At 60.1% G+C, this 11,570-nt stretch carries 13 protein-coding genes; 6 read left to right on the top strand and 7 right to left on the bottom strand.

Annotated elements, in window-relative coordinates:
• Together earP and PMI31_RS07385 are read left to right on the top strand one after the other, a co-directional pair.
• On the top strand, positions 1 to 915 hold a 915-nt coding region (gene earP / locus PMI31_RS07390; protein WP_008017213.1), incomplete at its 5' end, for an elongation factor P maturation arginine rhamnosyltransferase EarP.
• Positions 916 to 963: 48 nt separating this feature from the next.
• Positions 964 to 1,533 (top strand): elongation factor P, encoded by a 570-nt coding sequence (locus PMI31_RS07385; RefSeq protein ID WP_007983530.1) that lies wholly within the window; start codon positions 964 to 966, stop codon positions 1,531 to 1,533.
• 176 nt (positions 1,534 to 1,709) lie between these two features.
• Here PMI31_RS07385 and PMI31_RS07380 read toward each other — a convergent pair whose 3' ends face one another.
• The 4 genes from PMI31_RS07380 to PMI31_RS07365 all read right to left on the bottom strand — a co-directional run bounded on the left by PMI31_RS07380 (position 1,710) and on the right by PMI31_RS07365 (position 4,966).
• The gene (locus PMI31_RS07380; RefSeq protein ID WP_008017212.1) at positions 1,710 to 2,723 is read right to left on the bottom strand and encodes an alpha/beta hydrolase; all 1,014 of its coding nucleotides are present in this window, start codon (positions 2,721 to 2,723) and stop codon (positions 1,710 to 1,712) included.
• 34 nt (positions 2,724 to 2,757) lie between these two features.
• Positions 2,758 to 3,177: an organic hydroperoxide resistance protein gene (locus PMI31_RS07375; RefSeq protein ID WP_008017210.1), complete on the bottom strand. Its 420-nt coding sequence runs from the start codon at positions 3,175 to 3,177 to the stop codon at positions 2,758 to 2,760.
• 303 nt (positions 3,178 to 3,480) lie between these two features.
• The gene (locus tag PMI31_RS07370) at positions 3,481 to 3,942 is read right to left on the bottom strand and encodes a MarR family winged helix-turn-helix transcriptional regulator (RefSeq protein WP_008017203.1); all 462 of its coding nucleotides are present in this window, start codon (positions 3,940 to 3,942) and stop codon (positions 3,481 to 3,483) included.
• A gap of 67 nt (positions 3,943 to 4,009) precedes the next feature.
• On the bottom strand, positions 4,010 to 4,966 hold the full coding sequence (locus PMI31_RS07365; RefSeq protein WP_008017201.1) for a LysR family transcriptional regulator: 957 nt from the start codon (positions 4,964 to 4,966) through the stop codon (positions 4,010 to 4,012).
• A 125-nt stretch (positions 4,967 to 5,091) separates the two neighbouring features.
• Between PMI31_RS07365 and PMI31_RS07360 the strand changes: the two genes are divergently transcribed.
• A complete protein-coding gene (locus PMI31_RS07360; RefSeq protein WP_008017200.1) occupies positions 5,092 to 5,826 on the top strand; it encodes a sulfite exporter TauE/SafE family protein in 735 nt (244 codons plus the stop codon).
• Here PMI31_RS07360 and PMI31_RS07355 read toward each other — a convergent pair.
• Entirely contained in the window at positions 5,816 to 6,670 is an 855-nt protein-coding gene (locus PMI31_RS07355; protein ID WP_008017199.1) for a LysR substrate-binding domain-containing protein, read from the bottom strand. The genes PMI31_RS07360 and PMI31_RS07355 overlap by 11 nt on opposite strands.
• A 95-nt stretch (positions 6,671 to 6,765) precedes the next feature.
• Here PMI31_RS07355 and PMI31_RS07350 point away from each other — a divergent pair, with 95 nt between their 5' ends.
• Positions 6,766 to 6,981: a DUF1127 domain-containing protein gene (locus PMI31_RS07350; protein WP_008017198.1), complete on the top strand. Its 216-nt coding sequence runs from the start codon at positions 6,766 to 6,768 to the stop codon at positions 6,979 to 6,981.
• Positions 6,982 to 7,045: 64 nt separating this feature from the next.
• The gene (locus tag PMI31_RS07345; protein WP_008017197.1) at positions 7,046 to 8,275 is read left to right on the top strand and encodes a winged helix-turn-helix domain-containing protein; all 1,230 of its coding nucleotides are present in this window, start codon (positions 7,046 to 7,048) and stop codon (positions 8,273 to 8,275) included.
• 87 nt (positions 8,276 to 8,362) lie between these two features.
• On the opposite strand, the gene PMI31_RS07340 is transcribed toward PMI31_RS07345, so the two are convergent.
• Complete coding sequence (locus tag PMI31_RS07340; RefSeq protein ID WP_008017196.1) at positions 8,363 to 9,709, bottom strand: class II 3-deoxy-7-phosphoheptulonate synthase; 1,347 nt, start codon at positions 9,707 to 9,709, stop codon at positions 8,363 to 8,365.
• A 150-nt stretch (positions 9,710 to 9,859) separates the two neighbouring features.
• On the opposite strand from PMI31_RS07340, the gene PMI31_RS07335 reads away from it, so the two are divergent.
• Positions 9,860 to 10,615 carry a spermidine synthase gene (locus tag PMI31_RS07335; protein WP_008017195.1) on the top strand — a complete coding sequence of 252 codons (756 nt, stop codon included), beginning with the start codon at positions 9,860 to 9,862 and terminating at the stop codon, positions 10,613 to 10,615.
• A gap of 137 nt (positions 10,616 to 10,752) precedes the next feature.
• Here PMI31_RS07335 and PMI31_RS07330 read toward each other — a convergent pair whose 3' ends face one another.
• Positions 10,753 to 11,544, bottom strand: coding sequence for a crotonase/enoyl-CoA hydratase family protein (locus tag PMI31_RS07330; protein ID WP_008017194.1), 792 nt, complete (start codon positions 11,542 to 11,544; stop codon positions 10,753 to 10,755).
• Between the last annotated feature and the right edge of the window lie 26 nt (positions 11,545 to 11,570).

Here is an 11,570-nt window from a genome sequence, read left to right as displayed (position 1 = left end):
TGGCAGCCGACGGAAGCCGCCGATGTGGTGATTGCTGCATTCGCCTGCCAATTGCCGAGCGCCTATATGGACGCCATGGCCGAAAGGGAAAAGACGCCGCTGTGGATGAACCTCGATTACCTGAGTGCCGAAGACTGGGTGATCGGCTGTCACGGTCTGCCCTCGGTGAAGTACAAAAACGTACAGAAGTTCTTTTTCTTTCCAGGGTTCCAGAAGGGCACGGGCGGGTTGATACTGGAGCACGGGTTGCTTGAGCGTCGTCGGCAATTTCAGCAAGACCCGCAGGCCCAAAAAGAATTCCTGCAAGGTTTGGGAATTGATCGTGCACCCGGCGCGCAGTTGATCTCATTGTTTGCCTACGAAAACACCGGGCTGGCCAGTTGGCTCGATGCGATGGCAGGCGATTCGACGTCCACTCATCTGCTGGTGCCGGAAGGGCGGATACTCGGTGACGTCGAACGCTGGCTCGGTGTGGAGGGGCTGGCGGCCGGTGCCGTGCATGTACGTGAAGCGTTGACCGTGCAAGTGCTGCCATTCGTCCGTCAGGACCAATACGACGGGTTGCTGTGGTGCTGCGATTTCAATGCCGTGCGCGGCGAAGACTCCTTTGTGCGTGCTCAATGGGCCGGCCGGCCATTTTTGTGGCACATTTACCGGCAGGAAGAAGATATCCATCTGGACAAACTCGACGCCTTCCTCGAACTCTATATAAAGGGGCTTTCGGACCCTGCGCGGGAAGCGATCAGCGGTCTCTGGCGGGCGTGGAACGCCGGTGAGAAAATGGCCGACCACTGGCAATTCACCCGTAAACACTGGCCAGAGCTGGAAAAACACGCCGAGGCGTGGTGTCTGGAACAGGCCTTGCAGGCGGATCTTGCCACGGCGCTGGTACAGTTTTATGGAAATTGGATATGATACGCGGCCTAGATTTTTGTAAATCCCATCCAAATTCGGATATTCGCAATGAAAACTGGTAAAGAACTCAAACCCGGTACCGTGATCCGTATCGACAACGATCCTTGGCTGGTTCAGAAAGCTGAATTCACCAAGTCCGGTCGTAACAGCGCGATCATGAAGACCAAGCTGAAAAACCTGCTGACCGGCTACAAGACCGAAACCGTATACGGTGCGGACGACAAGCTGGACGACGTGATCCTGGATCGCAAAGAAGCGACCCTGTCCTTCATCAGCGGTGACTCCTACACGTTCATGGACACCACCGACTACACCATGTACGAGCTGAACGCCGAAGACATCGAAGCCGTTCTGCCGTTCGTTGAAGAAGGCATGACCGACGTTTGCGAAGCCGTGTTCTTCGAAGGCCGTCTGGTTTCCGTAGAACTGCCGACCACCATCGTGCGTCAGGTTGCCTACACCGAAGGTTCCGCTCGCGGCGACACTTCCGGCAAGGTGATGAAGCCTGCCAAACTGAAGAACGGTACCGAGCTGTCGGTTGCTGACTTCATCAATATCGACGATATGATCGAGATTGATACCCGCGAAGGCGGTTCCTACAAAGGCCGTGCCAAATAAGCACAGCTTCAGGAATGAAAAAGCCCGACCATTGAGTCGGGCTTTTTTGTGCCTGAAGGCTCCCCCTGTAGGAGCGAGCATGCTCGCGATGGACGCCACGACAACGCGGGCATTCAGATAGCCCGCGTTATCGTTAACGACCATCGCGAGCATGCTCGCTCCTACAGGGGGCAGTGTTATTTCAGGTGTTGCTTGAGTTCTTGGGACGCCTGCAGCATCGCCGAACGCACCGCTGGCACCTGGCTCACCACGTTGAGCAAACCGTAGTCGTGGATCATGCCGTTGTAGCGAACCGCAGTGACCGGCACACCGGCCTCGTCCAGTTTGCGGGCGTAGGCTTCACCTTCATCGCGCAGCACATCGGCACCGGCGGTCTGCACCAGCGCTGGAGGCAATCCCTTCAACTGGGCGGTGGTCGCACGCAGAGGGGAGGCGTAGATCTCGTTGCGCTGATTGGCGTCGGTGGTGTAGTTGTCCCAGAACCATTTCATCGCATTTTTGGTGAGGAAATGCCCTTCGGCAAACTGGTTGTAGGACGCGGTTTCGAAGCTGGCATCAGTCACCGGCCACAACAGCACCTGGAACTTGATCGCCGGTGTGCCCTTGTCCTTGGCCATCAGCGCAACCACGGCCGCCATGTTGCCGCCGACACTATTGCCGGCCACCGCCAGGCGCTTGCCATCGACGTTGATCTCTTTACCGTGTTCGGCCACCCATTGGGTCGCCGCGTAAGCCTGGTTGATCGCCACCGGGTAATGCGCTTCCGGCGATGGCGTGTAGTTCACGAATACGGCCGCCGCTCCAGAACCCGTCACCAGGTCACGCACCAGCCGCTCGTGGGTCGGGAAATCTCCCAGTACCCAGCCGCCGCCATGGAAGAACATGAACACGGGCAGCTCACCCTTGACCCCGGCCGGCCGGACGATGGTCAGGCTTAGCGGTTGGCCGTCGACTTGAATGGTCTTCTGGCTGACATCGGCCTTTGGCAGTGTCAGTTTCACCCCGGCCTGCGCACCCACCAGCACGGCGCGGGCATCTTTCGGGCTGAGCTGTTCAAGCGGTTTGCCGGTGCCGGCATTCAGCACATCGAGGAACGCCTGGGTGTTGTGTTCAACGCCATCACCCGCGAATGCGCCGTTGATCGACAGGGCGAGAAGGGTGCCGGTCAAGACTTTGCTGAAAGTGTTCATGTTCGTTTCCTGTTCGGGCCTGAGTGGTTGGCGGTCAGACGGTCACGTGCAGGCGCACATCGACGTTGCCGCGGGTGGCGTTGGAGTACGGGCAGACCTGGTGGGCCGCGTCGACCAGTGCTTGTGCATCGGCTTGTTCCAGACCCGGCAGGTTGATGTGCAGGTCGATGTCCAGGCCAAAGCCACCAGGGATCTGGCCGATGCCGACGTGGGCGGTGATCGAAGCGTCGTTCGGGACGCTGCGTTTGGTCTGGCTGGCGACGAATTTCAAGGCGCCGATAAAGCAGGCGGAGTAGCCGGCGGCGAACAGTTGCTCGGGGTTGGTGGCTGCGCCGCCAGCACCGCCGAGTTCTTTCGGAGTGGCGAGTTTTACGTCGAGGATGTTGTCGCTGGAAACCGCACGACCGTCACGGCCACCGGTGGAAGTTGCGATTGCGGTGTAGAGAGTTTGCATGGTGAAAGCCTCGTTCAGGGTTTGATGTATTTGCGCTAAATGTTTGCGCGCTAAGTAAGTGCGAAATAAATGTATCGCGCTAATGTTTTGCGCGCAATATAAAATTTCAAAAAAATCTGAAAAAAGCGGAAGGCTGTGCAGCGGTTTTGGTTGGAAGTATTGAACTAGAGCTATCGAGGGGGGATTTTTTCAGCAGGGATTTTTTCAGGAGAAGGTGGCGAACCCGATTTTCTAGTGGGCTGCAGAGCTACTGTGGGAGCGAGCTTGCTCGCTCCCACAGGGGGATTTGTGGTGGGTTGGAGGCTAGAGGCTGTCTTGCAGGTGGCGACGCAACTCCTGCAGTTCCGCCTGCAGGTTTTGCAGGCGCTCAAGTGTCATCCCGCTGGCGCCGAGGATGCACTGGGGAATATCGCGGGCTTTGTCGCGCAGCGCCCGGCCCTGTTCGGTGAGCTCGACGATCACCACGCGCTCGTCTTCACGGCTGCGGGTTCGGCTGAGCAGGCCTTCGGCTTCCAGGCGCTTGAGCAACGGTGTCAACGAGCCAGGGTCGGTCAGCAACCGCGTGCTGATTTCGCCTACGGTCAGACCGTCCCGTTCCCACAACACCATCATCGCCAGGTATTGCGGGTAGGTCAGGCCCAGCGCTTGCAGCAGGGGTTTGTAGACCTTGGTCATCATCAGCGAAGTGGAATGCAGGGCGAAGCAGGCCTGATTGTCCAACAGCAGGTTGTCGCAGTTATCCGGGGTATTGCGCTCGGTGGTCATGTCGAAGCCTTGATCTGTGATCTTAAGAATCTAGCGGGCGAATCTTTAATGCGCCAGATAATTCTGATCAGTGCCGTTGCAAATGGGTTTGCAGCACCAGATCCCAGGGCGGAACCGGGCTGAAGCGGGTTTTCAGGTACTCCAGCAACAAGCGACTGCGTGAGTTGGGTTGTTGTTCCAGGCGCAAGGCATAGATACCGGTGCTTTCCGGTTTCGGCAGGCCGCTGTCGCAGAACAACGGCAGCAATTCACCGCGCAACAGGTACTCGCTGGCCAGCCAGGTTGGCAGGTGCGCGATACCCAGTCCGGCCAATGCGCCGCATACCAGTGCCTCGGCATTATTGGCGCTCATGCGCACCCGCGCCGGCCGGTGCAACTGCATTTGCCCGTCCCGCTCGAAACGCCAGGCGAAAAGCGGGGCCAGGCCATCCCAGTCGAGTCCGTCGTGTTCTATCAGCTGTGACGGATCGGTCGGCACGCCGCGACGCCGTAAATAATCAGGGCTGGCGCAAGCGATTCGCACCATGCTCGCCAGTGGCGTGGCCACCAGTCGGGTGTCGGCCAATTGCCCGGCGCGCAGCACCAGATCGACCTTGCCAAGGTTCTGGCCCTGCATGTCGACGAAACTGTCGATCAGGTGCAGTTGCACATCGAGTCCCGGATAGAGCATGAGGAAATCGGCAATCACCGGTGCCAGGTGCCGGCGCCCGAAGGCTGCTGGCGCATCGATACGGATCAGGCCTTCCGGCGCACTACTCAAGGAAACCGCTTCGGCCCGGGCCAGGCGCAACTCGGCGACGATCCGCCGTGCTCGCTCGGCAAAGGCCAATCCCGCCGGGGTGGCGCGTACCGCATGGGTGCTGCGGATGAACAGCTGACTGCCAACCGCGTTTTCCAGGCTGTCGATCCGCCGTGCCACCGCCGAAGGGGTCATCGGGTGACGGCGCGAGGCGGCGGAAAAGCTGCCGGTTTCCAGCACATCAAGGAACAAGGCCAGTTGATCGGTCAGTTGATTGGGGTTCATGGCAGGTCTGCGCTTGTGCGGATTTGGCACAGCCATTGTGCGTCGCTGTGCGTTTCCGCGCCAGAAACAACTGCGTAGGATCGCTAGCGTGACGTGAGGAGAAATCGGCGGTGATTGAGTTTCTGATGTATCTGGTCTTCGGCGCCGCCCTGGGCACGCTTGGCGGTTTGTTTGGAATCGGCGGCGGCCTGATCGCCATTCCGTTGCTGGGCGTGCTGTTCGGGCTCGACCAGCAGATTGCTCAGGGCACAGCGTTGGTGATGGTGGTGCCGAACGTGATGCTGGCGCTGTGGCGTTATCATCAGCGCAACCGGATCGAACTGCGCCACGCGTTACCGCTGGCCATCATGGGGTTCTGCTTCGCCTGGCTCGGATCGATCTGGGCGGTGGGCATTGATGCACAAATCATGCGCATAGGCTTTGTCGCCTTTCTGATCGCGCTGTCGGCGTACAACCTCGTTCGCATGTTCGCCGCCAGTGCACCGGCGGCATCGCAGATGAAATACTCATGGCCCTGGCTGGGCTTGCTTGGAGCTGCATCCGGCACGATGGGTGGGTTGTTCGGCGTGGGTGGCGCGGTGGTGGCGACACCAGTGCTGACCAGTCTGTTCAGCACCAGCCAGGTGGTTGCGCAGGGGTTGTCGTTGGCGCTGGCCTTGCCGAGTACGGGAGTGACTCTGGTGACTTACGCCGTGCACCATCAGGTCAACTGGATGATCGGCTTTCCTTTGGCGGTCGGAGGGCTGATGAGCATCAGTTGGGGCGTGAAGGTTGCCCACGCTTTACCGGAGCGGCTGCTGCGCGGGCTGTTTTGCGGGTTCCTGGTGTTCTGTGCGGTGATGCTCGCCTTCAAAGTTTGAAGCCTTCAACGATGTGTTCGGCCAGGCATTCGGTGATCGGTGACGGATTATGCAGGTTGCGCACGAGCATGATGCTGGCCTCGGGCAGCAGCGGCAGGTCTTCGGCTTCACCGAGGATGCGCATGTCCGCGGTGATCAGGCTTTCAAGCTGCGCGGTGACGGCCAGGCCGGCGCTGACCACGGCCATGATCGCCGACAGGCTGTCGCTGTTGTACGCCACCCGGTAATCGCGCCCTTGGGCATCCAGGGCATTGCAGGCCCACTGGCGGCAGAAGCAATCACTGTTGAACATCGCCAGCGGCAGCGGGGTCTGCTCGTGAGCGCTGTAGCATTGCGCCTCGGCCCAGACAAAACGTTCCTTGCGCAACAGCTGGCCGATTTCGCTGCCCGGTTCGCGGGTCACGATGGACAGGTCCAGATCCTGTCGCATCAACAGCTGTTTCGATGATTCGCAGTGCACTTCTATCTGAATCAGCGGGTAGGACTGGGCAAATCGGCGCAGAATCCCCGGGAGGAATCGCATCACATAATCGTCCGGCGTACCGATGCGCACTGTGCCGACCATGTCGGGTTCACGCAGGGTATTGAAGACCTCGCTGTGCAGCTTGAGGATCCGCCGTGCATAGCCCAACAACACCTGGCCTTCGGCCGTCAGTCGCACCTGCCGTCCGTCGCGCTGGAACAACTGGCGCTGCAGCACATCTTCTTCCAGTCGTTTCATCTGCATGCTGACGGCTGACTGGGTGCGGTTGACCATTTCGCCGGCGCGGGTAAAGCCGCCCTGGTCGGCGATGGCGACGAAGGTGCGCAACACTTCGGTATCGATACTCGGGTAGGCGGACATCCATCAATCTCCGAGATATGTGACATCAGAAACATTCGTTGGATTGATCTTAGACCCGGCGCGAGACTGGAGCCATCCAAACGGAGGGCAACAAGATGAAAGGTCAACATGAGTTCCACGGTGCAGAAAAACACTCGATTCACCTGATATCCGATCTGCTGCACAAGTTCGGCCGCTGGTACGAACTGCATCGCGAGCGCGAACTGCTGGCGAGCTTGAGCGACGAAGCGCTCAAGGACATCGGCATGAGCCGTGCAGATGTGGAGAACGAGTCGATCAAACCGTTCTGGAATGATCCGATGCATAAATGATGAATGCCACGCTACACAAACCCCTTACCGGTGAGGTAGGTTGCGAGCAGACAAGGAGATGCCCATGCCCGCAACATTGTCCTTTACCCTCAAACAGGCTCGGCGTCTGGCGCTGGCCGCCCAAGGGTTCAACGGGCGACAGCCGCCAGCGGCGATCAAGGCTGCCGGGCTCAATCGCCTGATCGAACGGCTGGGCATTTTGCAGATCGATTCGGTCAATGCATTGGTGCGTTCGCACTACCTTCCGCTGTTTTCCCGCCTCGGCAATTATTCTTCCGATTTGCTCGACCAGGCTGCCTGGAGTCAGGGCCGAAGACGAACGCTATTCGAGTACTGGGGCCATGAAGCCTCGTTGCTGCCTCTTTCCATGTATCCGTTGATGCGCTGGCGCATGCAGCGTGCAAGTCGTGGCGAAGACATTTATCAGCAATTGGCGCGTTTTGGGCGTGAACAGCAAGACACGATTCGGCGGGTGCTGGCTTCGGTTGAGGAGCAGGGCGCGCTTGGCGCCGGGAGCCTGTCGACCCGTCAGGAACGGGCTGGACCCTGGTGGGACTGGAGCGTGGAAAAGCATGCGCTGGAATGGCTGTTCGCTGCCGGTGAAGTGACCGTTGCCGGACGGCGCGGATTCGAAAGGCTCTACGATCTGCCGGAGCGGGTGATTCCTTCGGCGATTCTTGCACACCCTGTCCTGAGTGAAGACGACGCCCAGCGCGGCCTGTTGCGGCATGCGGCAACGGCCTTGGGTGTCGGTACGGAGAAGGACTTGCGTGACTATTTCCGCTTGAACCTTGCGGACAGTCGCCAGCGTTTGGCTGAGTTGGTCGAGGTCGGTGAACTGCTGACCTGCGAAATCGAGGGTTGGCGACAACCGGGTTATTGTCTGCCCGAGCCAAAAGTGCCGCGCAAAGTCGCGGCCAGTGCATTGCTCTCGCCGTTCGATTCGCTGATCTGGGAACGCAGCCGGACCGAGCGGCTGTTTGATTTCCGCTACCGGTTGGAGATCTACACGCCGCAGGACAAGCGCGTTTATGGCTACTACGTCCTGCCGTTTTTGCACAATGAACGGATTGCCGCACGGGTCGATCTGCGCGCCGAGCGGGCGACCGGCCGTTTGGCAGTGCATGCGGTGCATGAAGAGGAGTCCGGGCTGGACGACGAAGGGATGCTGGCATTGGCGGTCAATCTGCGGCAGATGGCGGATTGGCTGGGGTTGGCGCAGATTCAGTTGAATTGCCCGCGGGCGAGTGCGGTGCGGTTACGGGTGGCATTGGCACGGATCGAAGGTGATTGAGCCGACGCCATCGCTGGCAAGCCAGCTCCTACAGGGATAAATCCGCTTTTGTAGGAGCTGGCTTGCTAGCGATAGGCTTCATGCTATTTACCGCCGAACCTGCTTCAGAGTCTCGGCAATCAAAAACGCCAGCTCCAGCGACTGATCGGCATTCATCCGCGGGTCGCAATGGGTGTGGTAGCGATCCGACAAACCGTCCTCGGTAATCGGCCGCGCACCTCCGATGCACTCGGTGACGTTCTGCCCGGTCATTTCGATATGGATACCACCGGCATAGCTGCCTTCGGCTTCGTGCACCTGGAAGAACTGCTTCACCTCGCCAAGGATCTGCGCGAAGTCGCGGGTCTTGTAGCCACTGCTGGCCTTGATCGTGTTGCCGTGCATCGGGTCGGAACTCCACAGCACCTGCTTGCCTTCACGCTGGACGGCGCGGATGAGCTGCGGCAGGTGATCGCCGACCTTGTTCGCGCCCATCCGTGCGATCAGGTTCAGGCGGCCGGGATCGTTGTCCGGGTTGAGCACGTCGATCAGGCGAATCAGGTCGTCCGGGTTCATGCTCGGGCCGACCTTGACCCCGATCGGGTTGTTCACCCCGCGCAGGAATTCGACGTGGGCACCGTCGAGCTGGCGGGTGCGGTCGCCGATCCACAGCATGTGGGCCGAGCAGTCGTAGTAATCATTGGTCAGGCTGTCGCGACGCACGAAGGCTTCTTCGTAGTTCAGCAGCAACGCTTCGTGGGCGGTGAAGAAGCTGGTTTCGCGCAGCTGCGGCGAGCTGTCCATGCCGCAGGCGCGCATGAACGCCAGGGTTTCATCGATGCGGTCGGCCAGGTGGCTGTATTTTTCCGCCAGCGCCGAGTTGGCAATGAAGTCCAGGTTCCACTTGTGCACCTGATGCAGATCGGCAAACCCGCCCTGGGCGAACGCGCGCAACAGGTTCAGGGTGGCGGTGGACTGGTGATAAGACTGCAACAGGCGCTCGGGATCCGGCACGCGGCTTTTTTCGTCGAAACCGATGCCGTTGACGATGTCGCCACGGTAGGCGGGCAGGGTCACGCCATCGATGGTTTCGTCGTTGGCCGAGCGCGGCTTGGCGAACTGCCCGGCCATGCGCCCGACCTTGACCACCGGGCAGCCGGCGGCAAAGGTCATCACGATCGCCATCTGCAACAACACCTTGAAGGTGTCGCGAATTTTCGCGGCGGAGAATTCGGCGAAGCTTTCGGCACAGTCGCCACCCTGCAACAGAAACGCGCGGCCCTGGGTCACCTCGGCAAACTGACGGCGCAACTCCCGGGCTTCACCGGCAAACACCAGTGGCGGATAGCTGGCCAGGGTCTGCTCGACCTGCTGCAAATGCGCGGCGTCGGGGTATTGGGGTTGTTGCTGGATCGGCAGGGCGCGCCAGCTGTCGGGACTCCAGGGTTGGCTCATCACGGTCTCTAGTGTTTTCGCTCGGACCTCCATGTTATCAGCAAATTAGTGCGTGACCTGTTCCCGTCGCTTCGCCGACAATCTCGCCTTTGCCGCTCTCTACACGCGGTGTTATTGCGTTGCCGGCCCCGGTGACGATCAGGAGATGAAATGACTGAGGAGCGCGTCGAGCATCTGCTCGCCGAGGTACAGGACGAGTTCGGCGTGATTCGTGTGCTGGAAGTGGCCGATTACCGTTTTCTCGAGTTCGGTGATGCCATCGAGCAAAGCTGCGTGTTCACGGCCGATCCGAGCTGGCTCGAATACGACTATACCCGGGCGATGCTGATCGGCGCGCTGTGCCACGAGCATCCGGAAAGTGCGCTGTTTCTCGGCCTCGGCGCCGGGACGCTGACTCAGGCCTGTCTCAAGTTCCTGCCGCTGGAAGATGTCGAAGCCATTGAACTGCGCCCGGACGTACCGCGCCTGGCCATTGAATACCTGGGGCTGGATGACGATCCGCGCCTGTACATCCGTGTTGGCGATGCGCTGGAGCTGCTCGACACTGCCGAGTCGGCGGATCTGATTTTCGTCGACCTCTATACCGATGTCGGTCCGGGTGTCGGTCACCTGGCCTGGAGCTTTCTGGAAAACTGCCAGAAGCGATTGAATCCGGGTGGCTGGCTGGTCATCAATCAATGGGCTACCGACGATGGCAAACCCTTGGGTGCCGCTTTGTTGCGCGGTTTGTATCACCGGCATTACTGGGAGCTGCCGGTGAAGGAGGGCAACGTGATTCTGATCGTGCCGTCGGAGCTGGATCAGGAACTGGATATGGACGGCCTGATCGCGCGCGCCGAAGCGCTGGCTCCGCGGTTGGGGTATTCGCTGGATTCGTTGATCAAGTGCATTCGCCCGGCTACATGATTGTGCTGACTATCCGGGCCTCTTCGCGGGCAAGCCCGCTCCCACAGGGTTTTGAGTCGTACAAAAATATGACGTTTGACCCGGAAACTGTGGGAGCGGGCTTGCCCGCGAAGAGGCCCTCAAAGCCACTGCAAAGGCTAAACCCCTTTGAACACGCCAGGCCGTCGCTCCACCATCGACCGCACACCTTCCTTGATATCCTCGCTGGCCATCAACTTCTTGACCAGCGCTGGCAACCCCTGCGCCGCTGCGGTTTCTCCTTCATACCGGGCCTGTCGCGCCGACATCAGCGTCGCCTGCACCCCAAGCGGTGCCTGGCGGGCGATCCGCTCGGCCAGTTCAACCGCCCGGGGTAGCAAGTCCTCACTGGCCATGACTTCCTGCACCAGGCCCAGGTGCAGCGCATCACGGGCGTCGAATTCATCCCCGGTCAACAACCAGCGCATGGCATTACCCCAGCCGGCGACCTGATGCAGGCGCAGGGTGGCACCGCCGAACGGGAAGAGCCCGCGTTGCACTTCCATCTGGGCGAACCGGGTGTTGCTGGCGCACAGGTTGATATCGGCGGCCAGCATCAATTCGATGCCGATGGTCAGGCAGTAGCCCTGGGCGGCGACGATTACCGGCTTGCTGACCCTGGGACCTGCGAACACCCCCCACGGGTCACAGCCGCCAGGGGGGACTTGCCAGCCTTCTGCGAGCGTGACGCTGGCATTGACCAGATCGAGCCCGGCGGTAAAGTGCTCGCCATGACCGAACACCACCGCCACACGCGCCTCACTGTCGGCTTCGAACTCGCCATAGGCCAGGCTCAATTCGTTGAGCAGGTCGAGGTCAAAGGCGTTGCGCTTGGCCACCCGATCCAGACCGATCAGGAACACATGACCACGCCGTTCGCGGCTGACTCGACTGGAGCTGGGCTGATTCATGGAGCGATCCTCGGGGTAGGAAAGGC

This window comes from Pseudomonas sp. GM55, assembly GCF_000282395.1.
Lineage (GTDB): Bacteria > Pseudomonadota > Gammaproteobacteria > Pseudomonadales > Pseudomonadaceae > Aquipseudomonas > Aquipseudomonas fluorescens_CC.
Note: the sequence above shows the minus strand (reverse complement) of the source record. Positions and strands in the feature narration are given on the sequence as shown.